This is a genomic window from Blastococcus sp. SYSU D00868 (assembly GCF_054050575.1).
This window is the reverse complement of the sequence record NZ_JBJGZO010000002.1, coordinates 154,202-179,711: the sequence shown is the minus strand read 5'-3', so window position 1 is coordinate 179,711 and position 25,510 is coordinate 154,202. Positions and strand designations below refer to the sequence as shown.

27 protein-coding genes are annotated in these 25,510 nt (G+C 78.1%); 11 read left to right on the top strand and 16 right to left on the bottom strand.

Translation table 11 applies throughout. The annotated features are described in order from the left end of the window. Positions 1-28: 28 nt before the first annotated feature. Complete coding sequence (locus tag ACI79F_RS02640) at positions 29-1,429, top strand: FAD-binding oxidoreductase (protein ID WP_456543439.1); 1,401 nt, start codon at positions 29-31, stop codon at positions 1,427-1,429. A gap of 27 nt (positions 1,430-1,456) precedes the next feature. On the opposite strand, the gene ACI79F_RS02635 is transcribed toward ACI79F_RS02640, so the two are convergent. Both ACI79F_RS02635 and ACI79F_RS02630 read right to left on the bottom strand, forming a co-directional pair. Continuing rightward, the gene (locus ACI79F_RS02635) at positions 1,457-2,149 is read right to left on the bottom strand and encodes a TetR family transcriptional regulator (RefSeq protein WP_456543440.1); all 693 of its coding nucleotides are present in this window, start codon (positions 2,147-2,149) and stop codon (positions 1,457-1,459) included. 135 nt (positions 2,150-2,284) lie between these two features. Then, positions 2,285-2,821 (bottom strand): flavodoxin family protein, encoded by a 537-nt coding sequence (locus ACI79F_RS02630; RefSeq protein WP_456543441.1) that lies wholly within the window; start codon positions 2,819-2,821, stop codon positions 2,285-2,287. A gap of 210 nt (positions 2,822-3,031) precedes the next feature. Between ACI79F_RS02630 and ACI79F_RS02625 the strand changes: the two genes are divergently transcribed. Next, the gene (locus ACI79F_RS02625; RefSeq protein WP_456543442.1) at positions 3,032-3,706 is read left to right on the top strand and encodes a response regulator; all 675 of its coding nucleotides are present in this window, start codon (positions 3,032-3,034) and stop codon (positions 3,704-3,706) included. A gap of 28 nt (positions 3,707-3,734) precedes the next feature. Here the strand turns inward: ACI79F_RS02625 and ACI79F_RS02620 are convergent, their stop codons facing one another. The 4 genes from ACI79F_RS02620 to ACI79F_RS02605 form a co-directional block, all read right to left on the bottom strand. Further along, positions 3,735-4,244 (bottom strand): pyridoxamine 5'-phosphate oxidase family protein, encoded by a 510-nt coding sequence (locus ACI79F_RS02620; RefSeq protein WP_456543443.1) that lies wholly within the window; start codon positions 4,242-4,244, stop codon positions 3,735-3,737. 13 nt (positions 4,245-4,257) lie between these two features. After that, positions 4,258-4,848, bottom strand: coding sequence for a flavodoxin domain-containing protein (locus tag ACI79F_RS02615; protein ID WP_456543444.1), 591 nt, complete (start codon positions 4,846-4,848; stop codon positions 4,258-4,260). Between the two features lie 179 nt (positions 4,849-5,027). After that, positions 5,028-5,702 (bottom strand): hypothetical protein, encoded by a 675-nt coding sequence (locus ACI79F_RS02610; protein ID WP_456543445.1) that lies wholly within the window; start codon positions 5,700-5,702, stop codon positions 5,028-5,030. 124 nt (positions 5,703-5,826) lie between these two features. Next, positions 5,827-8,220 (bottom strand): phosphatase PAP2 family protein, encoded by a 2,394-nt coding sequence (locus ACI79F_RS02605; protein WP_456543446.1) that lies wholly within the window; start codon positions 8,218-8,220, stop codon positions 5,827-5,829. 192 nt (positions 8,221-8,412) lie between these two features. On the opposite strand from ACI79F_RS02605, the gene ACI79F_RS02600 reads away from it, so the two are divergent. Further along, entirely contained in the window at positions 8,413-8,643 is a 231-nt protein-coding gene (locus ACI79F_RS02600) for a hypothetical protein (protein ID WP_456543447.1), read from the top strand. A 209-nt stretch (positions 8,644-8,852) separates the two neighbouring features. Here the strand turns inward: ACI79F_RS02600 and ACI79F_RS02595 are convergent, their stop codons facing one another. Continuing rightward, positions 8,853-9,770 carry a DUF5996 family protein gene (locus ACI79F_RS02595; RefSeq protein ID WP_456543448.1) on the bottom strand — a complete coding sequence of 306 codons (918 nt, stop codon included), beginning with the start codon at positions 9,768-9,770 and terminating at the stop codon, positions 8,853-8,855. 270 nt (positions 9,771-10,040) lie between these two features. On the opposite strand from ACI79F_RS02595, the gene ACI79F_RS02590 reads away from it, so the two are divergent. Then, positions 10,041-10,238, top strand: a complete 198-nt coding sequence (locus ACI79F_RS02590; protein ID WP_456543449.1) for a hypothetical protein — start codon at positions 10,041-10,043, stop codon at positions 10,236-10,238. Here the strand turns inward: ACI79F_RS02590 and ACI79F_RS02585 are convergent. The 3 genes from ACI79F_RS02585 to ACI79F_RS02575 form a co-directional block, all read right to left on the bottom strand. Beyond that, the gene (locus ACI79F_RS02585; RefSeq protein ID WP_456543450.1) at positions 10,210-10,623 is read right to left on the bottom strand and encodes a hypothetical protein; all 414 of its coding nucleotides are present in this window, start codon (positions 10,621-10,623) and stop codon (positions 10,210-10,212) included. The two genes, ACI79F_RS02590 and ACI79F_RS02585, sit on opposite strands and share 29 nt — an antisense overlap. A 192-nt stretch (positions 10,624-10,815) precedes the next feature. Next, entirely contained in the window at positions 10,816-12,099 is a 1,284-nt protein-coding gene (locus ACI79F_RS02580) for an MFS transporter (RefSeq protein WP_456543451.1), read from the bottom strand. Beyond that, positions 12,092-13,141 (bottom strand): AraC family transcriptional regulator, encoded by a 1,050-nt coding sequence (locus ACI79F_RS02575; protein ID WP_456543452.1) that lies wholly within the window; start codon positions 13,139-13,141, stop codon positions 12,092-12,094. The genes ACI79F_RS02580 and ACI79F_RS02575 overlap by 8 nt, the downstream gene beginning before the upstream one ends. Positions 13,142-13,345: 204 nt before the next feature. Here ACI79F_RS02575 and ACI79F_RS02570 point away from each other — a divergent pair, with 204 nt between their 5' ends. The 3 genes from ACI79F_RS02570 (at position 13,346) to ACI79F_RS02560 (ending at position 16,788) form a co-directional block, all read left to right on the top strand. After that, positions 13,346-13,597 carry a response regulator transcription factor gene (locus ACI79F_RS02570; RefSeq protein ID WP_456543453.1) on the top strand — a complete coding sequence of 84 codons (252 nt, stop codon included), beginning with the start codon at positions 13,346-13,348 and terminating at the stop codon, positions 13,595-13,597. A gap of 97 nt (positions 13,598-13,694) precedes the next feature. Continuing rightward, entirely contained in the window at positions 13,695-16,394 is a 2,700-nt protein-coding gene (locus ACI79F_RS02565; protein WP_456543617.1) for a LuxR C-terminal-related transcriptional regulator, read from the top strand. A gap of 127 nt (positions 16,395-16,521) precedes the next feature. Then, on the top strand, positions 16,522-16,788 hold the full coding sequence (locus ACI79F_RS02560) for a hypothetical protein (RefSeq protein ID WP_456543454.1): 267 nt from the start codon (positions 16,522-16,524) through the stop codon (positions 16,786-16,788). A 10-nt stretch (positions 16,789-16,798) separates the two neighbouring features. On the opposite strand, the gene ACI79F_RS02555 is transcribed toward ACI79F_RS02560, so the two are convergent. Beyond that, the gene (locus ACI79F_RS02555; protein ID WP_456543455.1) at positions 16,799-18,343 is read right to left on the bottom strand and encodes an aldehyde dehydrogenase; all 1,545 of its coding nucleotides are present in this window, start codon (positions 18,341-18,343) and stop codon (positions 16,799-16,801) included. Between the two features lie 135 nt (positions 18,344-18,478). On the opposite strand from ACI79F_RS02555, the gene ACI79F_RS02550 reads away from it, so the two are divergent. Both ACI79F_RS02550 and ACI79F_RS02545 read left to right on the top strand, forming a co-directional pair. Continuing rightward, positions 18,479-19,399: an NAD-dependent epimerase/dehydratase family protein gene (locus ACI79F_RS02550; protein ID WP_456543456.1), complete on the top strand. Its 921-nt coding sequence runs from the start codon at positions 18,479-18,481 to the stop codon at positions 19,397-19,399. After that, the gene (locus ACI79F_RS02545) at positions 19,396-19,818 is read left to right on the top strand and encodes a nuclear transport factor 2 family protein (protein WP_456543457.1); all 423 of its coding nucleotides are present in this window, start codon (positions 19,396-19,398) and stop codon (positions 19,816-19,818) included. The genes ACI79F_RS02550 and ACI79F_RS02545 overlap by 4 nt, the downstream gene beginning before the upstream one ends. A 41-nt stretch (positions 19,819-19,859) precedes the next feature. Here the strand turns inward: ACI79F_RS02545 and ACI79F_RS02540 are convergent, their stop codons facing one another. From ACI79F_RS02540 to ACI79F_RS02530, 3 genes are all read right to left on the bottom strand, one after another. Then, positions 19,860-20,309: an ester cyclase gene (locus ACI79F_RS02540; RefSeq protein ID WP_456543458.1), complete on the bottom strand. Its 450-nt coding sequence runs from the start codon at positions 20,307-20,309 to the stop codon at positions 19,860-19,862. A gap of 56 nt (positions 20,310-20,365) precedes the next feature. Continuing rightward, on the bottom strand, positions 20,366-21,385 hold the full coding sequence (locus ACI79F_RS02535; RefSeq protein ID WP_456543459.1) for a radical SAM protein: 1,020 nt from the start codon (positions 21,383-21,385) through the stop codon (positions 20,366-20,368). Between the two features lie 72 nt (positions 21,386-21,457). Continuing rightward, the gene (locus ACI79F_RS02530) at positions 21,458-22,255 is read right to left on the bottom strand and encodes a MerR family transcriptional regulator (protein ID WP_456543460.1); all 798 of its coding nucleotides are present in this window, start codon (positions 22,253-22,255) and stop codon (positions 21,458-21,460) included. A 78-nt stretch (positions 22,256-22,333) separates the two neighbouring features. On the opposite strand from ACI79F_RS02530, the gene ACI79F_RS02525 reads away from it, so the two are divergent. After that, positions 22,334-22,687: a nuclear transport factor 2 family protein gene (locus ACI79F_RS02525; protein ID WP_456543461.1), complete on the top strand. Its 354-nt coding sequence runs from the start codon at positions 22,334-22,336 to the stop codon at positions 22,685-22,687. Between the two features lie 17 nt (positions 22,688-22,704). Here ACI79F_RS02525 and ACI79F_RS02520 read toward each other — a convergent pair whose 3' ends face one another. Next, positions 22,705-23,355, bottom strand: coding sequence for a GntR family transcriptional regulator (locus tag ACI79F_RS02520; RefSeq protein ID WP_456543462.1), 651 nt, complete (start codon positions 23,353-23,355; stop codon positions 22,705-22,707). A 178-nt stretch (positions 23,356-23,533) separates the two neighbouring features. On the opposite strand from ACI79F_RS02520, the gene ACI79F_RS02515 reads away from it, so the two are divergent. Then, positions 23,534-24,280 (top strand): alpha/beta fold hydrolase, encoded by a 747-nt coding sequence (locus ACI79F_RS02515; RefSeq protein ID WP_456543463.1) that lies wholly within the window; start codon positions 23,534-23,536, stop codon positions 24,278-24,280. A 60-nt stretch (positions 24,281-24,340) separates the two neighbouring features. Here ACI79F_RS02515 and ACI79F_RS02510 read toward each other — a convergent pair whose 3' ends face one another. Then, a complete protein-coding gene (locus ACI79F_RS02510; protein ID WP_456543464.1) occupies positions 24,341-25,333 on the bottom strand; it encodes an alpha/beta hydrolase in 993 nt (330 codons plus the stop codon). Positions 25,334-25,510 lie beyond the last annotated feature (177 nt).

The window sequence follows — 25,510 nt, the reverse complement described above, 5'->3', positions numbered from 1 at the left end:
CCCACCGAGTCTGGACGAGGGAGCAGCCATGACCCAGGCCCTGTCGACCCTGGCCGATCGCGTGGCGGGGGTGGTGATCCGCCCGGGGCACCCCGAGTACGAGGAGGCGAGGCGGGTCTACAACGGCATGGTCGACGCCCGGCCGGCCGCCGTCGTCCGCTGCGCGACGGAGGACGACGTCGTCGCCGTGGTGCGCCTGGCGGCCGAGCAGCGGATGGACCTCGCCGTCCGCGGCGGCGGGCACAGCGTCCCCGGGTTCGGCACCGCGGACGGCGCGCTGGTCGCCGACCTCTCGCCGATGCAGGCGGTGTCCGTCGACGACGACCGGCGCACCGCGAGCGCCGGCGGCGGGTGCACGTGGGGCCGGTTCAACGACGTCACCGGCGCGCACGGGCTGGCGACCACCGGCGGGATCATCTCGACCACCGGCATCGGCGGGCTGACCCTGGGTGGCGGCATCGGCTACCTCGGCCGGGCGTACGGCCTGTCCTGCGACAACCTGCTGGCGGCGCGGGTGGTCACCGCGGACGGCTCCCGGCTCGTCGCCAGCGAGGAGGAGAACCCCGACCTGTTCTGGGCGCTGCGCGGCGGCGGCGGCAACTTCGGCGTCGTCACCGAGTTCACCTACCGGCTGCACCCGGTCACCGACGTGCTCGTCGGCCTGATGTTCTTCGAGCTGCGCGACGGCCCGGCCGTCTGGCGGTTCTTCGACCAGATGCTCGACGACGCCCCGCGCGAGTACGGCGGGTACCCGGCGATCCACCTGGGCCCGCCGCTGCCGTTCATCCCCGAGGACCGGGTGGGGGACCCGTTCGCGGTCGTCGTCTCCTCCTGGACCGGCGACCCCGAGGAGGGCGAGCGGTTCTACGACCGCTTCCGGCAGGTGGCCGCCCCGGCCGCCGAGATGGTGGCCTCGATGCCCTATCCGGCGCTGAACGCGCTGTTCGACCCGCTGCTGCCGCCGGGCCTGCAGCACTACTGGAAGAACGCCTTCCTCACCGAGCTGACCGACGACGCGATCGCCGCGCACATGGAGATGGGCGCCCGGATGCCGGAGATCACCTGCGCCATGCACATGTACACGCTGGACGCCGCGGTGCAGGAGGTGCCCTCGGACGCCACGGCGTTCGGCCACCGCGACGCCCGGTACGTCGCCAACATCGCCGGCATGTGGCCCGACCCGGCGGGGAACGAGGCCAACATCGCCTGGGTGCGCGACTACTACGCGGCGATCGCGCCGCACTCGGAGCCGGGCGGCTACATCAACTTCGCCTCCGCCGACGACCAGCCCAAGGCGCCGGACAACTACGGCGCCAACCACCGGCGGCTGACCGAGGTCAAGCGCCGCTACGACCCCGGCAACCTGTTCCACCTCAACCAGAACATCGAGCCCTCGCCGGTGCCGCCGCCGCGGGCCACCTCGGGCTGAGCGCCCGGCGCGGCCCGGGCCCCTGATTCATGCCCCCGCCGCCGGCTCCGCGGCGGCGGGGGCCAGCAGCGGCGCGACCATGCGGCCGACGTGGACGGCGAGCACGTCCAGGTCGGCCGCGGCGATCGCCCGCGTGCCGATCTGCGTGCGCAGCGAGGAGACGCCGGTGAGCAGGGCCGCGACCAGCTCGGCGCGCAGCTCCCGGTCGTGCCCGCCGAGGCGGGCCGCCAGCTGGGTGGTGTAGCCGGCGTCGATCCGCTGCCGGGCGATGCCGCGGACGACGTCCATCCCGGCGCCGGCGACCAGGGTCGACATGCTGCTCGCGCGCGCCTCCACCGGGGCATCGGGGTCGAACGCCCGCCGCAGCAGCTCGCCGGCGAGGTCGGGCAGCGGGGTGTCGGCGATGGTCCGGTCCGGCTCGGTCGGCGCGAGCGCCTCGACGAGCAGGGCCTCCTTCGAGCCGAAGTAGCGGTAGACCAGGGTCTGGTTGGCGCCGGCCGCCGCGGCGATGTCCCGCGTGCTGACCTGAGCGATGCCGTCCCGGGCGATCAGCCGCCGGGCCGCGGCGAGCAGGGCGGCGCGGGTGGCGGCGGCGTCGCGGCGTCGCGGTCCCGCACCGGCGCCGGGGGTCGCGTCGGGGGGCCCGTTGCGGGGTGGGGGAGCGCCGGCATCCGCCGGTCCGTCGTCGGTCACCGGATCGCCGCCCTCGGGAGTCGTCACCTGGCGACACGACCCCAGCCGCTCCGTCCCCCGTGCCCGCGCCGCGGCGACGAGCATGTAGTCGGCCGTCGACCTGCGTCCGGCCTGCGCCGGCAGGCCGCCCGGGGGGCCCGGGGCGCGGCGCCCGCGCCGGGCTCAGCCGCGGGCCGCGCCGGCGCGGGCGCGCTCGGCGAGCGCCCCGCCCCAGGAGCGGGCGCGGGCCACCTCGCCGTCGGCCAGCGGGCCCTCCGTGCCCAGCACGAGGAAGTGCTCGGCCGGGGCGACGACCCGCGCGCCCAGCCGGCCGAGCAGCGTCTCCTCGGTCCGGGCCGCGTGGTCCATCGCGGTCAGCACCGGGTGGCCGGCCAGGCGGGTGTCGAAGGCCGCCGCCGGCAGTCCCGGCGTGCCGACCCGGACCGCCTCCAGCCACTCGTGCAGGCCCACGTGGGTGTCCGGGATCTCCGCCCCCTGCTGGTCGATCGCGCCCTGGCGGGTGCGCGGCCGGGGCATGCCGAAGGCGTGGGTGGGACCGCCCACCACCAGCAGGCCGACGTCCGGCCCGACCTCGCGCGGGGCGTCGGCCGCGGCCACCACGTCCACCGGGAGCGCCGCCGACAGGCCCTCCCCGATGGCGCGGGCGATCGCCCGGGCGTCGCCGAAGAGCGACTCGTAGACCACCAGGGCGCGGGTCATGGGGCGCTCCCTCCTCGTCCGCGGCGTCCGCCGGCTCGATGGTGGCGCGGACCGGGCCGCCGCGGCGACGGGCCGGAGGACCCGCGGACCGGGACCTCCGGCCCGGATCGGGACCTTCGGCCTGGGCCGGGGACGGCCCCTCGGCCCTAGCCTGGCGGGACGCCAGAGGTTCCCCGGCCGCTGCGCGGCCGCGCAGGACGGAGCACGCCCGTGGACGACGGTCGGGACACCATCCGGGTCTTCCTCCTCGACGACCACGAGGTCGTCCGCCGCGGCGTCGCGGACGTGCTGAGCAGCGATCCGGGCATCACGGTCGTCGGCGAGGCGCGCAACGCCGCCGAGGCGCTGGCCCGGGTCCCGGCGCTGCGTCCGGACGTGGCGGTCCTGGACGTGCGGCTGCCCGACGGCGACGGCGTCGCCGTCTGCCGGGTGCTGCGGTCGAGGATGCCCGGGCTGCGGGTGATCATCCTGACCAGCTACAGCGACGACGAGGCGCTGTTCGAGGCGATCCTGGCCGGCGCGTCGGGCTACCTGCTCAAGCAGATCGTCGGCCAGGACCTGGTCAGCGGGGTGCGCACGGTGGCCGCCGGCGGGTCCCTGCTCGACCCGGCCGCGACCACCGCGGTGCTGGAGCGGATGCGCCGCTCGGCCGAGCCACGCGGGCCGCTCGCCCGGCTGAGCGACCAGGAGCGGACGGTCCTGGAGCTGATCGGCGAGGGCCTCACCAACCGGCAGATCGGGGAGCGGATGTTCCTCGCCGAGAAGACGGTGAAGAACTACGTCTCGCACCTGCTCGCCAAGCTCGGGCTGGAGCGCCGGACGCAGGCGGCGGTGCTGGCCACCGAGCTGCGGGCCGGCACGGCGCGGTCCCGGTCGATCCGCTGACCTGGCCGTCCCCCCGCTGACGGGCGGCTCAGCCCAGCGGCGCCGGCCGGCGCGGCCGGGTGCCGCCCTCGGGCGGCGCCTCGGCGGTGGTGCCGCCGCCGGCCCCGGGGGCCGCCGGGACGTCCGCGCCCCCGCCCAGCCGCCGGCCGCTGATCCGCGCGATCCGGATGGCGACCACGCAGGTGTCCGGGCCCGGCGTCCCGGGGGCGGGCCCGGACGGCCCGCCGGGCCCGGCGGCCTCGGCGTCGGCGAGCACCCGGGAGGGGCCGACGACCGTGACGCTCCGGACGGTCCCCGTGGCGGCGTCGAGGTCGTCGATCTCGAAGGCGACGACCGCACCGCGGCTGGCCGCCTCCACCTCGCCGCCGCGCCGGGTGGGAACCAGGACCTCGTCGCCGCGGACGGTGAAGTGCACGGGCTGGATCGTCGGCAGCGCCCCGATCGTGAACGCCAGGCGCCCCAGCGAGACCGAGGTCAGCAGCCGCCGGCACTCGTCGGGGGAGAGCACGTCGGGGGCGGGGTCCTCGGGGGGCGGCATCGATGCGGCGTCCTCACCGGTCCGGGCGCAGGGGGACCGCGAGGGGGTCCGCGGCCTGCGGCCGTCCCCGTGCCCGGTCCGGCGGCCGGGCGGCCGCCAGGCCCGCCGCGACGGCGTCCGCGCAGGCGCGCACCAGCGACCAGTCCCGCGCGTCGCCCGCGGGGGCCCGCATCGCGGTGACGACGGCGCGCTCGGCGGTGGTGAGCAGCCGCGGCTCGAGCCGGCCGGGCAGCACCCAGCAGCCGCGCGGGGCCAGGAGGTCGCGCAGCGTGGGGACGTCGTAGGGCTCGGCGTCGGGGTACGGCGGGGCGCCGATCGGGCCGCTGGACAGCAGCCACAGCGGGCGGGACCGGAGCGCGGCCGCGTGCGCGGTGGCGAAGGCGCGGGCGGCCGGCAGCCAGGCGCCGCCGTAGACGGCGCTGCCGAGGACGACGGCGTCCCAGCTCCCCGGGTCCGGGCGGTTCTCGACCGGCAGGGCGGCGGCCACGAGGTCCAGCCCGGGCGCGGCGGGGTTGCCGGTGAGGTCGCGGGCCAGGGCGGCCGCGATCTCGCGGGTCGCGCCGTGGCGGCTGGCGACCGCCACGAGCACCCGGACCGGGCTCACCGGGGGCCGCCCCGGATCGACGTCTCCGGTCCGGCGGGAACGACCTCGCGGGTCGTGACGTCCTCGACCTGCACGGCTCCTCCTGGACGGGGTGGCGGCACGAGGCTAGACAGGGGAGCGGGGACTCCCCAGGGTCGCCGGACCGGCCGGGGAGGGACCTCCGGCCCTCGCGGTGCGGGTCACCGGTACGGCCCGGGTGCGTCGACGGGGACCGGCGGCCCGGCGGCCAGGCGCCGCTCGGCGCGCTCCCGGATGCCGTGCAGCATCCGCCGGGTCATGACCAGGGTGATCGGCTCCATGGCGCGGGTCGCGGCCCGGAGGGCGGGCCCGCGGGGCCGCTGCGTGCGGGAGCGGGAGACCAGCCGGCACCGGCCCGGGTCGTGCGGGAGGAGGTGGAAGGACCAGACGGAGTTCCACGGGTGCTCGGGAGGGGCCTGGCGCAGCACGAGGGCCCGCCCGGGGAGGACCGCCGCCACGGGGAAGGAGTAGCCCTGCGGCATCGGCCCGTAGCCCTCGGGGACCACGACGACCCGGTCGCCGGGGGACAGGTGCTGCCACTCCGCGCGGATCTCGTCGGTGGAGTGGATGTCCAGGCCGACGAGGTTCTCCAGGCGGTCGTAGCTGTACATGCCGCCGCGTCCGCGGCCGATCTGCACCAGCCACGGCCAGACCGCCTCGGCCGGCGCCTCGACCGTGACGGCCAGCGTGGTCTGCTCGGCCGGGCCGGGCACCAGCTCGTCGCCGGGCAGGGGCATCGCCGCCTCCGCCCGGGTGGCGCCCCAGTTCCGGGTGACGTGCAGCAGTTGCCCGCTCAGGGCCGCGGCCCCGGCCGCGGCGGCGAGTGCCCTGATCACCGGTCCACCCTCCCCGTGCCCGGAGCCCGCGACGGGCTCGCCGGGGACGGTAGGGGCGCCGGCGCCCGGTCGGCACGGGCCGAAGGTCCCGCCGGGCGCACACGCCCGGCCGGGGGACCGGCCCTCACCGGTGCTCGGCGGCCCGCTCCACGGAGGCGCCGAGGGCGGCGGGCAGCCAGAACGTCAGGACCCGGGCGGCCAGGACGGCGGCGCAGGCCGGTGCCGCCGGTGCGCCCAGCGCGGTGAGCAGCAGCAGGAGCCCGGCCTCGGCCAGCCCGGGGAGGCCGGTGACCGGCAGCGCCGACCACACAGCGCGCAGCGCCGCGTACCCGGCGGCCACGGCGACGGGGTCGGGCTGCCCGCCGGCGACCTCCGCCGCGCAGACCAGCACCCCGGCCTCCAGCCCGACGCAGAGCGCCGACCAGGCGACCGCGGCGACCTCCCGGCCCACCGGCACCCGCGGCCCCCCACCGGGACGGCCCTCCGGCGGGGGACCGCCCAGCCGGGCCAGCACCTGACCGGCCGCGACCAGGCACGCGGCTCCGAGCCCGACCAGCACCGGGCGCAGCACGCCCTCGGGCACCCGGGCCTCGCCGAGCCGGCCGCCGGCCAGCGCGAGCGCCGCCGCCACCACGAGGACGACGCCGGCCCCGGCCAGCGTCCCGAGGTCGGCGCGCACCGCCGCGCGGGCGGCCGCGCCGGGCAGCATCCCGGCGCGCTCCAGGTAGCGGCCCCCGGCCCGCCGCCGGCCGGCGCGCCCGTGCAGCAGCGAGGCGGCGTCGCCGCTGGCCGTGAGGGCCAGCGCCCGCCCGACCGCGAGCCGGCGGTCGAGCAGCGGGACGACGGAGGCCGCCGCCGCGGCACGGGCCAGGGCCGCGAGCACGACGGCCCCGCCGAGCCAGCGCCACCCGCCGTCCTCCACCGTGTCGAGCACGGCGGTCCCGGCCTGGACGAGGAGCCCGACGAGGACGACGGCCGTGCCGGCGGCCGCGGCCGCCACGGCCGCGCGCCCCGGTGCCGGCCAGGCCGGCCGCGCCGGGTCCGGCAGGTCGAGCCGCGCGCGCACCGCGGCGCGCAGCGCCGGCAGCCGGCCGGACTCGGCGCGCAGCCGCAGCCGGGTCTCGGCGGAGAGCGTGAGCGGGGCGAGCGAGGGCAGCGCGGCGCCGACCGGTGGGCCGCCGAGGACGGCGACCGCGGCGTCGGCGACCAGCCGGGGGTCCAGGCACACGGCCAACGAGGCGAGCAGCTCGGCGACGTCGTCGGCCAGGTCGTCGTCGGAGGCGCCGGTCCGGGCGTTGCCGAAGTCGACGACCCACGGCCGGCCGGCGTCGTCCACCAGGACGCTGGAGGCGACCAGGTCGCGGTGCGCCACGCGGGCGGCGTGCAGCAGGTCCACCTGTTCCCACACCGCGCGCAGCAGGTCGGGGCCGATCTCGTCGGGGTCCAGGGCGTCCAGCGGCCGGCCGGTCACGTGCTCCTGGACGACGACGGCGTCCCGGTCCCCGCCGCGCGCCACCACCACCTCCGGCACACGGACGCCGCGGGCGTGGGCGGTCATCGCCGCGACCGCCTCGTGCTCGGCCTGCTGCCCCAGCGGCGCCAGCGCGTCGGCGTCCTTGACGTCACCGGCCACGAGCAGCCGCCACACCCGGTGCAGCCAGTCGCGCTCGGCGCGGTCGGGCTCGAGGTACTTCACGTAGAGCCTGCGGCCGTTCCCGTCGACGGCGGTGAACGGGTGGCTGCTGCGCGCGTGGACCGGGGCCGGCAGCGCCCGGGCGCCGGGCAGGCCGACCGTCGCCAGGAGCGCCTCCACCCGGCCCGGCCGCACCGTCCGCCGCGGGATGCCGAAGGCCCAGTGCACCAACGACCCGATGGCCCAGCCCAGCGCCAGCCCGCCCACGACGTCGAGCGGGAGGTGGGCGCCGGCGTAGATCCGGGCCAGCCCCACCGCCCAGGCCAGGCCCCACGCGACCCGGCGGGCGCGGCGCGGGAGGTACGGGGCGGCCGCCGTGGCGAGCGCCGCGGCGACCGCCGAGTGCCCGGAGACGAAGCCGAGGCCGCCGATCGGGCCCTCGTGCAGCACGGCACCCACCGGCAGGCCGCCGGGCCGCTCCCGCCCGACCACCGACTTCACCAGGTCCGCGGCGACGTAGGCGAGCAGGCCGGAGACCAGCAGGTCCCGGGCCGCGCGCAGCCGCCGGGCCAGGGCGGCGACGCCGGCGAGCACGGGGACCGCGACGACGTTGCCCAGCTGCATGACCGCCCAGACCACCGGCAGGACGGCCGACGGGAGGTCGTTCACCACGCGGAAGAGGTCGCGCTCGATCGCCGACAGCTCGCCGCGCCGCGCCACCAGCGAGCCGATGCCCAGCACGGCGAGGCCGAGGCCCGCGCGCACCAGGTCGGTGCTCCGGCGGACGACGGCGGCCGGGCCGGCCGCCGCCGGGCCGGGACCTCCCGGGCCCCCGGGCGCGCCGGCCGGCGGGTGGGCCGGGAACGGCCGGGGCAGGACGGACATCGGACCTCCGGGACGCGGTCGCCGCCCAGCCTCGGCGGCGTCCGGGCCCTCCGGCAGGGACCTCGGTCCCGGTCCGCGGAGTTCGGCGACCCCGGCCTCACGCAGGGTCACCGGCCGCAGGTGACCCGGGCGGGGGACCGGTCGCCCGCTCGGGCGATGGACCGGGCGGTTCCGCATCGCCATCCTGGCCGGGTGCGGTTCACGGCGCGGGTCGCCCTGCCCCGGCCCGACGAGGGCCGGGCCCTCGCCGTGCTCCGGGGCGAGTTGCGCGACCAGGCCGCCGCGCACTGGCGGGTGCCCGACTGGGGCACGCTGGAGATCGACGGACCCGTCGAGGTCGTCGGCGCCTCGGGGCGGGCCTGGTACCGGTGGGCGGCCGCCGTGGAGGCCCAGGAGCTGTCCGCCCGCCGTCCGCCGGCCTGAGCGCGGGGGAGCGCCGACGGGGAGATGACCGCGCCAGACGGAGCGGCCCGGGCCCACGGGGGATGGTCCGGGACGTCCGCTGACGCGGCCATCTCGCTCCTGTCATCGCCGGCGGACGCCGGAGGGGTGCGCCCTCGTCCCATCGGTCCCGTGCGCCCCACCCGTCCCGGCGGCAGGCGCGGACGGCCGAGGAGGGAGCGCAACCGGCGTCAGCGCACCGGCGGGGGGACGCCGCGGGCGCTCGCGGCGAGGCCCGGTTCCCAGTCGCAGGCGCCGCACGAGCCCAGCACGACCGACCGAACGAAGGCCAGCGCCGTCCCGCGCGGGTCCGGGGACCGGCACACGTCGGCCCAGTCGAGCAGGAACTCCCCGAGGCCCTCGTCCCACCGCGCCTCGGCGGGCTCGAGCGGCAGCTGCGGGTAGCCGGGCGGCGCGGGGTGCGCGTAGCCGTAGAACGCGGCGTGCGGGTACCGCGCGTCCCCGGGCCACCAGCCGACGGCGATCTCCTGGGAGTCCATCGCGTTGCGCATGATGAAGTCGCCGGACGGCGGGTCGGCCGGCCGGCCCGAGAAGAGGTTCACGGCCAGGTCGAACGAGCCCCACCAGGCGTTCACCGGGGTCGACCGGCCGCGGTAGGGCGCCCGCACCTCGGCGAGCACCAGGGCCGCCCGGGTGGCCGCGGCGAGGTAGCCGGCCACGTGCTGCGGGTCGTACGTGGCGTGCTCCTCGTCCTCGTCGAGCGGCGTGGACCACGGCGTCTCCTGGGGCCGGGGGTCGATCCGCACCGGCCCTCCTGTCTCCCGCACGGCGGCGAGGACCTCCCGCGTCACCGCGCCCACCGACCGGTGGGGGACGAGCGGCACCTGCCGGCGGCGACCGTCGCTGTGCTCCAGGACGGCGGCGTGCTCGTGCAGGTCCAGGGCCAGCACGAGGGCGCCCGAGCCGTCCGGCGCGGGCAGCGGCCGGGTCTCCCAGCCGCGGGCGGTCAGCCGCAGCGCGGCGTGCTGGAGCTGCGGCTCCGGCGGCGCGAGGGCGGCCGACAGCTTGCCGAGCAGCTGGGTGTGGGCGTGCAGCGTGTCGCGGGTGGGCTGCCAGGCGTCGTACCGGAGCTCCGGCCAGGCCGTCATCGCCGCACGCCCGCCGGCCGGCGCGGCCGCTCCGCGCCGTCGACGACGATCTGCACCTTGGTCCTCCCTCGGACAGGAGCTAGCCTCAATCGTCGCCCTGACCGGTCGGGGAGCGACCCCGGCCACCGTAGCGGGCCGCTGGCTGTCGCCGATCGCTCCTCCGGCCCCGCTTCCCGCGTCGTCGAGCCGATCGGCCGCGATCCCGGGTGAGCCGTACGTCTGGGTGCCTCCTCCGTGACCATCCGGGGTCCGGACCACCGAGGAGTCCTCGTGCTCAACCTGCACGGACAGACCATCACCCGCCAGCACGTGCTCCGGCTGCTGCCGCTCATGCGGCTCAGCCCCGCGCAGGAGCGGCGGGTGCTCGCCCTCCGCTACCCCGTCGACTACCGGGTCGCCGCCGCCGTCTTCGAGTCCGTCGGCGTGGACATGGACAGCCTCATGGACCGGATGGGCGCCAGCCCCTGAGCGCGGCGGGGTCGGCCGAGCGCGGACGCCGGTGCCCGTGCAGCCACCGCACCTGCCGCGTGCGCGGCCGGCGGCGGCCCGCGGGGGTCCACGCCGCGCACGGCGCCGGCGCGACGGCGGCGGTGCCCACCGGCTCGGGCGCCGGAACCGCGGGGGCCGGCGCGGCGCGGTGGACCTCGTAGCCGGGGGAGCGGGGGAGGCGGTCGTCGACCACCAGCCGGATGCCCTCCGGCAGGCCGCTCCCCGGCGGCGGTGGCCACGCGCCGAGCCGGGCGCGCACCTCCGGGCGCACGTGGACGGCGACCGGCTGGGCCGCGCCGGGCCGCAGCGCGGCGGCGAGGATGTCGCCCCGGGTGTCCGGCGGCGACCAGTGCTGGCTCGTCATGACTCCGCCTCCCTGCATCCGGGCCGCCGTGCGGGTCCCTGCTCGCTCAGGCCCGGCGGCCACACGACGACGGTCGCGCGCGCGGCGGCCCGGCGGCAGCCGCGAACGGGGGGCGGGGACGCTCCCGAACTGGGGGTCCGGCAGTGTCATCGGGGCGGCGGGGAGGGACGCCGGCGGGACGTCCCGCGAGGCTCAGGCGGCGGTGGCGAGGCGGCGCCCACCTCCCGGCTGGATGCGCCGGCCCAGGAGGAGCACGGCCACGGCGGCCACGGAGACCACCGGCACCCACCGCAGCGCGGCGGCCAGGCCGAGCCGGTCGGCGAGGGCACCGGTGACCACCGGACCGGCGGCGAGGCCGATCAGGTTGTTGGCCATCGCGAGCACCCCCAGGGCGCTCGCCCGGAGCGACGCGGGCGTCAGCCCGGCCACCAGGGCACCGGCCGGGCCGGCGGTGCCGGCGGCGAAGAAGGCCCCGGCGCCGACCAGGGCCAGCTGCGCCGCCCCGGGTGGCAGGGAGAAGCCGGTGGCGAGCAGGACCAGGGAGGCGCCGGCGTAGCCGGCCGCGGTGGTCCAGCGGCGCGCCGGGTCGGTGCGGGCGAGCCGGTCGGTGAGCAGCCCGCAGACGACCATGCCCACGCCCATGAGCAGCAGCAGCGCCGCGGCCCGCGCGGCCGCGGTCCCCGCCGGGAGCCCGTGCGCCCGGTCGAGGTGGCTGGGCAGCCACGCGATCAGCGACCCGGCGACGAACAGCTGCAGCCCGTTGGCGAGGTAGGTGCACAGCACGGCCGGCGGGGACAGCACCGCGGACAGCCGCCCCGGCGCCGGCCCGCCGGGGCGGTCGTCGGCCGCCTCGGGCCGGGTGTGGCGGGCGAGCCGGCCCTCGGTGACCACCGCCCGGAAGACGACGAGCAGCACCACGCCGAGCACGGCCATGGCCGCCACGGCGGGCCGCCAGCCGAACCGGTCGGCCAGCGCGCCCCCGAGGGCGATGCCCAGCACGGCACCGGCGACGCCGCCGGCGGTGAACGCGGCGGCGAGCGTGGCCCGCCGGTGCGGCGGGAAGACCGACAGCACCAGCGCCAGGCCGACGCTGCCGTAGGCGGCCTCCCCGACGCCGACGAGCACGCGCGCGCCGAGCAGCTGCCCGTAGCCGGCGGCCAGGGCCGATCCGAGGGTCGCCAGGCTCCACAGCGCGGCCATCAGCAGGACGGCGCGGCGGCGGCCGTGGCGGTCGGCCAGCATCGACAGCGGCACCGTCAGGACCGCGACGGTGAGCGCGACGACGCTGCTCAGCGCGCCCAGCTCGGCGTCGCTGAGGGTCCACTCCGCCTTGAGGAACGGGAACACCGCCGCCAGCACCTGCCGGCACATGAAGTCCGACAGCAGCAGGCCGAAGGCCAGCGCGAAGACGAGCCAGGGGAACGCCCGCGACCGGGCCGCCGTGGGGGCGGGCGGGTCGGCGAGGGCGTCACCCACGGTCGCCGACCTGGTCCTCCCGCGGTCGACGGGAGCTCGCGGCGGGCTGCGCGCGTTGCCGCCACTCGGTCGCCGTGACGCCGAAGTGCCCACGGAACCAGACGGAGAACGCGCTCGGGGCGGCGAAGCCCAGCAGGTGCGCGATCCGCGTCAGCGAGTAGGTCTCGTTCGCCAGGTACCGCTCGGCCCACCGGACCCGCACGTCGTGGACGATCGCCGAGAAGGTCTGCCCCTCCTCGGCCAGGCGCCGCCGCAGCGTGCGCTCGGGCACGCTGAGGGCGCGGCTGACGTGCCCCAGCGAGCAGCGCCCGGTCGGCAGCAGCGCCTCGACCACGGCGCGGACCTGCCCGGTGGTGTCCGCCGGCCGGGGCGCGGGCAGGGTCTCCAGCAGCCGGCGGGCGTAGGGCCGCAGCCCCGGGTCGGCGGTGACCGTCGGCAGGTCCAGGTCCCGCGCCGGGAAGACCACGCCCGTGAACGGCTGGTCGAAGCGCAGGGCCGGGCCGAACACCTCCCGGAACCGGGTGAGGTCGGACGGCGGCCCGTGGGCGAACACCACGGACAGCGGCTGCCAGTCGGCACGCACCAGGCTGCGGATGACGTCGAGCAGGACGGCCGTGCTCCCGTCGAGGAACTGCCGGACGGGGACCGGCGCGCCGAAGTCCATCCACACCTGCACCGTGGCGAGCCCGTCGGCCTCGAGCAGCCGCAGGTCGAGGACGCCGTTGATGGCCTGCTCGTAGCGGATCACCAGTTCCAGCGCCGAGCGGAGGTCGGGCTCCTCGCGCAGGACCACGCTGATCGGCCCCAGCGCGGACAGGCGCCGGTAGGCCACCATCCGGAGGCCCAGGTCCTCGCACCCGGACTCCGCCACCGAGCGCTCCACCAGCCGGGCCACCGGCACGGCCGGGGTCCAGCGGTCCGGGTCGGCCAGGGCGGCGACGTCCAGCCCCTCCTCGGCCATCAGCCGCGCCGGGTCCAGACCCAGGGAGCGGGCGACCTCCGCGTAGCCGGTCAGCGCCGCGTACCGGACGAGGCGCTCCATGCCGGCTCCTTCCGCTGCTGGCCCGCATGCGCAAGTGAACCGGCCGCATCCGTGAAGCGCACCGACCTGCGGCTTCCTACCGTGGCGGCACCGGGAACAACGCCGACCGCACCGGTCGCCGGTCCCCGGGGAGCTGCAGAGGACCCGTCGTACCGGACCGGGAGCGGCCGGCCCCGGCGCGACGACGGCGAACGGAGCGCTGCCATGCACGACCCGCCCCCGGCCGGGTCCGCCGCGTCGACCGCCGCCGACCGGGACGGACGGCCGGTCCTGTCCGACCGGGAGCTCACCGCGCTGCGCCTGCTCGCCGAGGGCCGCTCGACCGCGCAGATCGCCACCGCGATGTCGATCTCGCCCAACACGGTGCGCGACCGCATCCATCACCTCCGCGCCAAGTTGGACGCCACCGACCGGGACCAGGCGGTCTCCCGAGCGCGGGAGCTCGGCCTGCTCTGAGCGAGCCCAGCCGACGGCGGCGGCCGCCGTCCACCCGCCCGGGTCCTCCGTTCCCGGGCCGAAGGTCCGTATCGCAGACGATTGGGTCGTGGTCCAGATGACCGAGCACCAGCCGCGGGTCGCGGACCCGGCCGGGTCCGGGCTGCTGCCGAGCACGCTCGCCCCACCCCCGCTCGGCTTCCCGCCCCTGCCCCGTCCCCGGCTGTTCCGGCTGCTGACGCAGGGGGTGGCCGCCACCCCGGTGACCCTGGTCGCCGGCACCGCCGGCTCGGGCAAGACGGTCCTCGCCGCGACGTGGGCGCGGACCCAGCAGGGCCGCGTCGCCTGGCTGTCCCTGGACGCCGGCGACGACGACCCGGCCGTCTTCCGGGCGCACCTGCTGGCGGCGCTGCGGCGGACCGGCGTGGACCTGCCGACGCCACCTGCGCCGGCGCCGGGGGACGCCGCCCCGGACGCCTGGCCGAACGAGCTGGCCGCGGCGCTGGGCGCACGGCCCGAGCGGGTGGTGCTCGTCCTCGACGCCGCCGACAGCCTCACCGCCCGGGAGGTGACCGGTGCCCTGGACCTGCTCGTCCGGCACGCCGGCGCCCGCCTCCGGCTGGTGCTGTGCGCCCGCGCCGACCCGCTGCTACCGCTGCACCGCTACCGGCTCGACGACCGGCTCACCGAGATCCGGACGGCCGACCTGGCCTTCACCGCGGAGGAGACCGGGGCCCTGCTCGCCGCTCTCGGCACCCCCGTCACCCCCGCGGTGGCCGCGGCCCTGCAGCGCCGGACCGAGGGCTGGGCGGCCGCACTGCGGCTGGCGTCCGCGCCACTCGCGCAGGGCGCGGACCCCGACCGGCTGCTCGCGTCCCTGGCCGCCGACGAGGGCAGCGTCGCCCAGTACCTGACGGCCGAGGTCCTCGACCGCCAGCCGGCCCCGGTCCGCCGGTTCCTGCTGCGGATCAGCGCCGCCGAGCAGCTGTGGCCGGATCTCGTCGACCGGCTGGCCGGCCGGCCGGGCGGCCACGCGCTCGCCGCGCTGGCCGCGGCCAACGCCTTCGTGGAGCGGGTGCCGGGCGCCACCGGCGGCTTCCGCGTCCACGGCCTCTTCCGGGAGCTGCTGCAGGCGCAGCTGGCCTACGAGGACCCCGGCGCCTTCGCCGCCGGGCACCGGACCTGCGCGGCCTGGTACGCCGCGGCCGGCGACCTGCCGGCCGCCGTCGAGCACGCCTCCGCCGCCGGCGACGACGCGCTCGCCGCACGCCTGCTCGTCGACGACCTGGCCGTCGGTCGCCTCCTGGCCTCCGACCCGACCGCCGTGCGGCTGCCGCCGGCCGCGGACGGACCGGACGCGGCGGTCCTGCGCGCGGCCGCCGCGCTCGCCGGGCGCCGGCCGGCCGACGCCCGGGACCTGGCCGCGGCCGCGGTCGCCGCCGGCGATCCCGGCGCCCGGCCGGCGCTGCGCGCCAGCGCCGCGGTCGTCTGCGCCGCCGCCGGGCCCGGCGCCGACCGGGTGCGCACCGCCGCCGTGGGGGCCGAGAGGCTGGTCGCTGCCCTGCCCGAGGCGCAGGCCTCCCGCCGGGCCGAGCTGACCGCCGTCCTGGCCAGCGGCACCGCCACCGCCCTGCTGCACGGCGACGCGCCCGGAGGGGCGCTGCGCGACGCCGTCGGACGCGCCCTCGCGCTCAGCGCCGCCGCCGACGCCCCACGGACGAGGGCCCGCTCGCTGGCCGACCTCGCCCTGCTCGAGGCGCTGACCGGGCGGGCACGGCGGGCGACGGGGCTGGCGGCCGAACACGAGGCGGTCGCCGACGAGGGCCGCTGGCCGGAGGCGGATCGAGCCGCCGCCACGGCCACCGCCCTCGCCTGGGTGCACGTCGACCGGCACGAGCTCGCCGAGGCCCGCCGCTGGATCGGCCGGGCCGCCCGGCGCGCCCCCGACGTCGGGACCGACGCCCTGTGCGCCGTGCTGGAGAGCCGGCTGCGCCGGGCCCGCGGCGAGATCGAGGCCGCCGGCCGGGCCCTCCGACCGGCGCTGGAGACCCCCGGGGGCCCGGCGTGGGTGCGCGAGCAGGTCGTCGCCGAGGCCGTCCGTGTCCGCCTGGCGCGCCGCGACGGCCCGGCGGCACGGAGCCTGATCGACCAGCTGCCACCGGCGAGCCCGCGCGCGGGGGTGCTGTGCTCCACCGTCGCGGCTGCCGGCCTCCTCCCGGGCACCGACGCGTCCCCTGCCGACGCACCCGCCGACAGCGGCGGGCCGCTGCCCCTCGGTCTCGCCGTCGAGGCCGCCGTCGTCCGCGCCTGCCTGCTGACCGCGGCCGGACGGACCGCCACCGCCGTCGCCGCGCTGGAGCAGGCGCTCCAGCTGGCCGCTCCCGAACGCCTGCGGCGACCGTTCCTCGACGCGCCGGCGCAGCTGCGGCCACTGCTGCGCTCGCAGCCCGTGCTCGCCGCCGCCGGCGCCTGGCTCAACCCGACCGCACCGGCCGTCCCCACGCCGCGCCACCCCCTGGACGCCGGTTCCCCGCCGGCGCCCCCGACGCCGGCGGCGGTCGCCGGCGACCTGAGCGCCCGCGAGCTGGAGGTCCTCGGGCACCTGGCCCAGCTGCTGTCGACCGAGGAGGTCGCGGCTGCGCTGTTCGTCTCCGTCAACACCGTGCGCACGCACGTCCGCAGCATCCTCCGCAAGCTCGACGTCACCCGCCGCACCGACGCCGTCCGCCGGGCGCGCGAGCTGCACCTGCTCGAGCCCCCGCAGGTCATCCCGGGCGCCGCCCGGCGTCCCGGCGAGCTGCCGCAGCCGGCCCCGTGATCGGCGACCTCCCCTCCCCGGTCCGGCCTGCCGGTGTCCGGGCCTGGCGCCCCCGGACGGGAGTGCCGGCTGTCCCTGCCGTGTGGCATCATCGAACACGCGTTCGAACCGCTGCCCGGAGGTGCCGATGACCACCGTCTCGACGTCCCACGTGCCGGCCGGGGAGCGGGTCCTGACGACCGGCGTCGTCGGCTCGGACTTCGGCCTCCCGCTCGTCCGGCCGGCGAGGACGCGGCGGGGGAGCGAGGTGCGGGTGGTGCGGGCGCACTGCCGGGCGCACGGGGGCGTCGTCGTGTGGTTCACCGACGGCACCAAGACCCCGCCGCTGCACGGCCGCACCGTCTGGACCGTCGCCGAGGACGCCCCGGACCCGGACGCGCCGGGCCTGTGGTGAAGCCCGCGCGTCAGCCGAGCTGGAACGGGTCGCGGGTGCCGCCGGTCAGCTCGACGAACACCGACCTCGTCTCCGTGTACGCGTCGAGCGCCTCGATGCCGTTCTCCCGGCCGAGGCCGCTGGCACCGAAGCCGCCGAACGGCATGTTCGGGGCGACCACCCGGTAGGCGTTGATCCACACCGTGCCGGCGCGCAGCCCCGCCGCGACGCGGTGCGCCCGGTGGACGTCCTTGGTCCACACCGCGCCGGCCAGCCCGTAGGGGGTGTCGTTGGCCAGGTCGAGGGCCTCCCGCTCGGAGGTGAAGGGCAGCGCCGCCACGACCGGGCCGAACACCTCCTCCCGGACGATCGTCGTCCCCGGCGTCACGCCGGTGACGACGGTCGGCTCGACGAACAGGCCGCCGTGCTCGGCGGCGGCCGCGCCGCCGCAGGCGAAGGTCGCTCCCTCCTCCCGGGCCCGGCGGAGGTGGCCGAGCACCTTCTCGTACTGCGGGGCGTTGGCGACCGGCCCCATCTCGGTGCCGGGCTCGGTCGGGTCGCCCAGCCGGATCGTCCGGGCGCGGGCGACCACCTTCTCGACCACGGCGTCGTGCACGTCGGCGTGCACGATCAGCCGGGAGCCGGCCATGCACGTCTGCCCGGTGGCGGCGAAGACGCCGGCGACGACGCCGTTGGCCGCCGCGTCGAGGTCGGCGTCCGGGAAGACGATCTGCGCGCTCTTGCCGCCCAGCTCCAGGGTGACCCGGTTGACGTTGGCGACGGCCGCCCGGGCGACCTGCACCCCGGTCGCCGTCGACCCGGTGAACGCGATCTTGTCCACGCCGGGGTGGCCGGCGAGGTGCTCGCCGGTCGACCGGTCCCAGCCGGGGACGACGTTGAAGACGCCGGCCGGCAGGCCCGCCTCCGACAGCACCTCGGCGAGCGCGACCGTGGCCGCGGGGGAGTGCTCCGACGGCTTCGCCACCACCGTGCAGCCCGCCGCCAGGGCCGGCGCCAGCTTCCAGGTGAGCAGGAGCAGCGGCGAGTTCCACGGCGTGATCGCGCCGACCACGCCGACCGGCACGCGCTGGGTGTAGCCGAAGTAGTGCGGGTTGACCGGGGGGACCGTCCGCCCCTCGAGCTTGTCGGCGAGCCCCGCGAAGTAGAAGAACCACTGCGGCAGGGCGAGCATCTGCCCGCGCATCTCGCGCAGCAGCTTGCCGGAGTCCCTGACCTCCAGCAGCGCCAGCCGCTCGGCCGCCGTCTCCAGCGCCGTCGCGCACCGGCGCATGATCGCCGCGCGCCGGAAGCCGGTCATCTCGCCCCACTCGCCCTCGAACGCGGTCCGGGCGGCGGCGACGGCCGCGTCGACGTCCTCGGGGCCGCCGTCGGCGACGACCGCCCACGGCCGGCCGGTGTACGGGTCCTGGCTGTCGAACGTCCGGCCCGACAGCGCGTCGACCGGGCGGCCGTCGATGAAGAGCCGGAACTCCTCCAGCCGGGGCGCGGTCCGCACCCCGACGGCGGCGCCCGAGGGCCCGGGGGAGGAGGTGCCGGAGGGGGACGTGTCGGCCATGGGGATGCTCCCTCGTCGAGGGCCGGGGGCCCCTCCTTACCGCTCGTGGCCCGGCGGCACCAGGCCTGCCGACGACGCCGCCGCGGTCCGCCCCTCCGTGGGTGCCGTGGCCCGCGCACTGGCAGGGTGGGCGGCATGGTCGGTGCCGCTCCCGTCGTCGTCGTGACCGGTGCGAACGGACTGGTGGGCGCGGCGGTGTGCCGGGCGCTGGCCGAGCGGTCGGCGCAGGTGCGCGCCGTCGTCCGCCGGGCCGGCAGCGCGCCGGTGATCGACGGGGTGACCGAGCACGTCGGCGACCTCGCCGACGCGTCCGTGGCCCGCGCGGTGACCCGGGGCGCCGACGCCGTCGTCTCGACGGTGCACCCGATGGGCTCGTCGCGGGAGGAGCAGCACCGGGTGGGTGCCGAGGGGGCGGTCGCGCTCGCCGAGGCCGCCCGGGAGGCCGGCGTGGCGCGGTTCGTGCACGTCTCCACGGCGGGGGTCCACGACCGCTCCGCCGGCGCCGGGGACATCGCGGAGGACGGCGCCCTGCTGCCCGAGGGCAGCGGCGACTACCCCGACACCAAGAACGCCGCCGACGCCGCGCTCGCCCGGGTCGGCGGGCTCACGGTCGTGCTGGTGCGCCCGCCGGCCGTCCTCGGCGCCGGCGACACGTCGGTCTGGAACACGCTGAGGCCGCGGGCGGTGCTCCGCGGCGACCGCCGGGTGAACCCGGCGCAGAGCTGGCCGTGGGTGCACGTCGACGACCTGGCGGCGTTCCTCGCGGACGTCGCCACCGGCGCGGTCGCGACCGCGGAGGACCCGGAGCGCGGGCCGGTGGCCGGCGCGACGACGCCGGTGCTGGTCGCCGGTGAGCCGGCGACCTGGCGCGACTACCTCGGCGCGGTCACCGGCGCGCTCGGCGTCGAGCCGCAGTGGACCGACGAGCCGGTGTGGACCGGGCAGCTGCGCACCGACCGGGCCCGCCGGTGGGGCTGGGCGCCGCGGGTGGGCCTGGCCCAGGCCCTGGAGGAGCTGCGGCGCGGGCTGGCAGCCGACGACGAGGAGGCCTCGTGACCGACCGCACCGACGACGGGACCGGCGACGTGATCGAGGGCGTGGTCGCCCGCTGGCACCGGTACCTGGCCGGGCAGCTCCCCGGCGGCCTCGACCAGCTGCTCGCCGACGACGTCGTCTTCCACTCGCCGGTGGTCTTCACGCCGCAGCGCGGGAAGGCCGTCACGGCGCGGTACCTCGAGGCGGCGTCCCGGACGCTCGTCGCCGGCGGGTTCCGGTACACGAAGGAGGTCCTGTCGGGGGACACCGCGGTGCTGGAGTTCGAGACGAGCGTCGAGGACCGGTACGTGAACGGCGTCGACATCATCCGGTGCGACGCGGCGGGCCGGATCGTCGAGTTCCGGGTCATGCTGCGGCCGCTGCAGGGGATCCAGGCCGCGCACGAGCAGATGGGGCGGCTGCTGGCCGCCGGCGGCTGACCGCGGGGCGCCGTCCGCCGACCCGCCCGCCGGTGGGCGGGTCAGTCGCCGGTGGCGGCGGAGGCGGGGTTGCGCAGCCGGACGGCGTCCAGGCCGACGAGCACGCCCAGCTCGTCGGCGACCATGACGATGTCGGTGATCCGCCCCTCGGCGACGGTGAGGACGTCGATCACGCGGAGCCAGAGCTCGCGGCCCGTGGCCGGCACCGGCCCGGCGGACGTCGTCCAGGTGCCGACGTGCGGGCCGCCCATCCGGAACGCCACGGCGACCCGGTCTCCCCGGTCGACGACCGACAGCACCTCGCGCCGAACCGGGGCGAAGGTGCGCTGCACGGCCCGCGCCCGGTCGACGAGGGCCGCCGGCGACATCGGCGTGCCGTTGACCGTCACCGGATCGGCGTACAGCTCGCGGAAGGCGGCGGTGGCGGCGCCGTCGTCCGCCGGCAGCGGGTCGGACCACAGGCGCAGCAGTCGCTCCACGTCGAAGGGCACCGGGCCATGCTGGCGGCGGCGGCGCGACGCGTGCAGGGCCCGACGTCCCGCAGGGGTCAGAAGCGGCCGCGGTACAGCGAGCAGCCGGCGCACACCGGCGGCGGCTCGTCGGTGCGGAGGGCGGCGCGGAACTCCGCGTACGCCTCGCCGGTCCAGATCCCGGGCAGGTCGTCGTCGGCCAGGCTGCCCAGCGAGACCCGGTCGTCGCCCATGACCATGCAGCAGGGCTGGACCACGCCGGAGCTGGTGACGTAGGCGGCGTCCCAGGGCCAGCTGCAGCCGGGCTCACCGGGTGCGCGGACCGGCGGCTGCGCGTCCGGGGTGGGCAGCCGCAGGCGCACGCCCCAGCGCCCGGCCTGCTCCCGGGCCGCGGCGAAGACGTCGGCCACGCGGGCCGGATCGACGTGCTCGAGGCTCTCGGCGCGGGCGAACGCCCGGATCCCGGCGTAGTCGCCCGACGGGTCGGTGTCGCCGAAGTCGTGCGACAGGTCCTGCACGTGCAGCTCGCCGACCCCCCACTCGGCGAGCAGCCGCACGAGGTCGGGCAGTTCGGAGAGGTTGCGGCGCATGGCCACGAACACCACCCGCACCTCCGGGTCGTCCGACCCGGCCGCCTGCTTCGCCGCCTGCAGCCCCCGGAGGTTGCGGGCGACCCGGTCGAGGTCCGCGCCGGCCCGGATGCCCTCGTGGGTCCGCGCCGTGGCGCCGTCCAGGGAGACGTGCAGCCAGTCCAGCCCGAGCGCGACGAGGCGCTCGGCCCGCTCGCGCGTCAGCAGCATCGCGTTGGTGTTGAAGCCGACCTCGATGCCCCGCTGCTTGGCGTGGGCGACCATCGCGAGCAGGTGCGGCTGCAGCAGCGGCTCGCCGAGGCCCTGCAGGGTCAGCCGCGTCAGCCCGGGGGTGCCGTCCACCAGCCGGCGGAACAGCTCCATCGGCATCGCGCCGTCGGCCCGGTTGACCGGCGGCCGGTAGCTGACCAGGCACATGGCGCACGCCAGGTTGCACGCCGACGTCACCTCCACCTGCAGGTGCCGCGGCAGGGGAGGGGGAGCGGGGGACCGGGGGGCGCTGGGCATGGGTGCGCGCCTTTCTCACCGAGGAGCCGCCGGACGGCGCGGGGCGAGGTCGAGTGTGCCGCCGCCGCGGGCTCAGCGCGGGGCGACCCGGAAGACCGGCCAGCCGATCTCGGTGCGCCAGGCGCCCGGGTCGGCGGTGTCCCGGGGGCCGACGAGGTACCGCTCGCGCACCGGGCCGGCCACGGCCAGCGCGTTGGCCGTGACCCACATGCCGAGCTCGCCGTAGGTGACGTCGACGTCGTCGTGCTCGCCCGCGTGCGTGGTGACGGCCAGCTCGACGGCCGGCAGGGTCACCGGGTGCACGCGGCCGCGGCGCGGCGGCTCGGCGGCGGGCCGGTACACGAGCGCGTGCCCGCGGCCCGCCTCGAACAGCGCGTTGTCGTACAGCCCGCCCGGGACGCCGGTCCCCTCGCCGACCACGGCGTCGAGCTCGGCCATGGCGCCGGCGTACCAGGCGAGCACCTGGTCGTGCGCCACGTCGTCCTCCACCGCGGCCACGGTCGCGGCCGGCACCGCACGCAGCTCGACGGCCAGCGGGGGCGGCGCCGGCCGCAGCAGCCGGCGCAGCGACGCCACCGCCGCGCGGGTGCGGTCCAGCTCGGCCTCCAGTCGCTGCAGGTGCTCGGAGACCAGCGCGGCACGGGCGCCGGGATCGGGGGAGCGCAGGATGCGCTGGACGTCGGGCAGGGGGACGTCGAGCTCGCGCAGGCGGTGGATGACCTGGGCGGTCGGGATCTGGTCGGCGCTGTAGTAGCGGTAGCCGGTCGCGGCGTCCACGGTCGCGGGCTCCAGCAGGCCGGCGTCGTGGTACCGGCGCAGGGTGCGCACGCTGAGGTGGGTCAGCCGGGAGAACTCGCCGATCGCCAGCACCGGAGCACTGTGCACCCTCCCCCGGGGGGAGGGTCCAGCGGTTGACCCTCCCGGAGCGGGAGGCCGCAGGGTCGGGGCATGACCGCACCGACCAGCATCCCCACCGACCGGCTGCCCGCGACGATCCGCGGCTTCCTCACCGCGCACGTGGCCCGGGACGTCGACGCCGCGCTCCGCGCCCTCACCCCCACCGCCGTGGTCGTCGACGACGGCACCACCTACCGCGGCACGGGGGAGATCCGGCGGTTCCTGTCCCACGCCGGGGCCGAGTTCAGCTACACCACCGAGCTCGTCGGCGCCGAGCGCGACGACGACGCGCACTGGGTCGCCGTCCTCCGGCTGGAGGGCGACTTCCCCGGCGGCGTCGTCGCGCTGCGCTACCGGTTCGCGATGGACGGCGACCGCATCGCCGGGCTGGTCATCGCGCCCTGAGCGGCGGCGCCCGGGGCTCACGCCGGCGGGCCGGGCAGGCTGTGCCAGGTGTCGTAGGCGACGGCGGCCGCGCCCTCGACGTCGCCGGCGGCGCAGAGCCGGATCAGCTCGTCGTGCCGGCGGACCGAGGCCCGGCCCTGCAGCGAGGCGAACCGCAGCCGCTCCGCCCGGCGCACGGTCGGCGTGAACTGCTCGAGCACCGTGTCGAGGGCGCGGTTGCCGGCGATGTGCACGAGCACGCCGTGCAGCTCGTCGTCGGCGAGCAGGGCCTGCTCGACGTCGCCGGACTCGATGGCGGCCGCGAACCGCCGGTTGGCGTCGCGCAGCTCGTCGAGGTCGGACTCCGTGAGGGCCGGCACCGCCTCGCGGACCGCGACCTCGTGCATCGCCGCGACGACGTCGCGGGCGTCGCGGACGTCCCGGGCGTCGAGCGGGCTCACGACCGTCGACCGGCCCGGCCGGGCGAGCACGAGGCCGGACTGCGCGAGCCGGAGCAGCGCCTCCCGGACCGGCGTCCGGCTGACCCCGAGCCAGGCCGCGAGCTCCAGGTCCTTGAGCTGCTCGCCGGGGGCGAAGGTGCCGTCGACGATCGCGTCGCGCAGCCGGCGGTAGACGTCGTCGCGCAGCAGGCCGCGGTCGACGCCGGGGGCCGTCGCGGGGATCGGCACGGGGGACCTCCGGGCGGACGGGCGGGCTGCGGAACGAGGAAGGGCGGTTCGTACCCTTCCGTGCCGCGACCCCGAAATGCAATATATCGGACGAACCGGCGGGTCGAGCGGGGCGGGCGCCGGGAGTGCGACCGGACGGGTGGCACCGGGCCGCCCGCGGAGCGAGAGGGAGAGACCGATGACCAGCAGCACGCTCGACGCCCGCGCCGCCGGCAGGCCCACGGTGGTGCTCGTGCACGGGGCCTTCGCCGACTCGTCGAGCTGGAACGGCGTGATCGCCGCGCTCCGGCGGGACGGCCACCCGGTCGTCGCCGTGGCGAACCCGCTGCGCGACCTGCACGGCGACGCCGCCTTCCTGCGGGACGTCCTGGACGGCATCGACGGGCCGGTCGTGCTCGCCGGCCACTCCTACGGCGGCAGCGTGATGAGCGAGGCGGCCGCCGGGCACCCGCGGGTCCGGGCGCTGGTCCACGTCGCCAGCTTCCTGCTCGAGAAGGGGGAGAGCACCGGCGAGCTCGCCGGGAGGTACCCGGGCAACGAGCTGGGGCCGGCGCTGCGCCCGGTGCCCGTCCGCGGTCCGGACGGTCGGGTCCGCGACGACCTCTACATCGCGCAGGAGCGGTTCCGGGAGGTCTTCGCCGCGGACGTGCCGGCGGACGTCGCCGAGCTGATGGCCGTCACGCAGCGACCGATCACCGCCGCGGCGCTGGCCGACGAGGCGTCGGAGGCGGCCTGGCGGACCATCCCGTCCTGGACCCTCGTGACGCGTCAGGACCTGGCCGTCCCGGCCGAGGCCCAGCGGTTCATGGCCGAGCGGGCGTCCTCGCACACCGTCGAGGTGGACGCCTCCCACGCGGTGACCGTCTCGCGGCCGGACGTCGTCGCCCGGCTGGTCGACGAGGCCGCCCGCGCGACGGCCGCCTGACCGCGGAGGACCGGGCCACCCCGCGCAGGGGTGGCCCGGTCGGGTCCGTCCGGGAACCCCTCAGAGGCGAGCGGGCTGAGACCCGCGGTAGCGGGTGAGGTGGTCGCGGAACCCGTCGACGAGGAAGGCGCGCGCCCTCCGGCTGACCGGGGCCCAGGCGGCGACGAGGTCGAAGCCGTGGAAGGCGCCGGGGTAGACCTCGAGGGTGACCGGCACGCCGGCGGCCTCCAGCCGGCGGCACCAGTCGACGACCTCGTCGTGGAAGGGCTCGATGTCCCCGACGAAGGTCAGCGTCGGCGGCAGGCCGGCGAGGTCGGTGGCCCGCGCCGGGGCGGCGGAGGCGGGCACGTCGCCGCCGCGGAGGTCGCCGAGGTAGAGGTCCCAGGCGGCGACGTTCGTGGTGGTGTTCCACACCGGCGTGGTGTTGTCCCGGGACGAGGCGGTGGGGCGGTCGTCGATCATGGGGTACAGCGGCATCTGGAAGGCGACGGCGACCTCGCCGCGGTCGCGCGCCAGCAGGGTCACCGCGGCGGTCAGGCCGCCGCCGGCGCTCTCGCCGCCGACCACCAGCTGGTCGTCGGCCACGCCGAGGTCGCCGGCGTGGTCGCGCAGCCACAGCAGCGCGTCGTAGCAGTCGTCCAGCGCTGCCGGGTAGGGCGACTCGACCGACAGGCGGTAGTCGGGCAGCACGACGACGGCGTTGGCCGCGGTGACCAGCCGCCTGGCGGTGGCGAGGCTCTGCTCGGGGGTGCCGATGGCGTAGCCGCCGCCGTGGATCCACAGCACCCCGGGCACGCCGACGCGGGGGACGGCGGGGCGGACGACGACGAGGCGCAGCGGGGAGCCGTCGCGGCGGGTGGTCCAGCGCTGGGCCACCTCGACGTCCCCGCGGACCCGGCTGGTCTCCTGGCCGGGGCGGTGGCGCCGCCGGGCGAGGGCGTTCATGACCCGGACCTGCCGCCGGTAGCCCTCGGGTGTGCCCGGTGTCAGGCGGCCGAGCAGCCGGCCCACCCGCTCCAGGCCGGGGTCCACCTCGTACCGCGCTCCGCCCATCGTCGGCTCCTCCTCCGTGTCGGCTCCTGCAGGCGGCCCCCGCGGTCCCGTGCCCGCCGCCCGGGGCCCGGCGGGCCGCGCACATCCTGCCGGTGGCCGGCCGGGCCCCGCGAGCTCGGCTCGTCGCCGCAGCCGGACACGGCGAGGGGCGCGGCCTTCCGCACCCCTCGCCGTCGG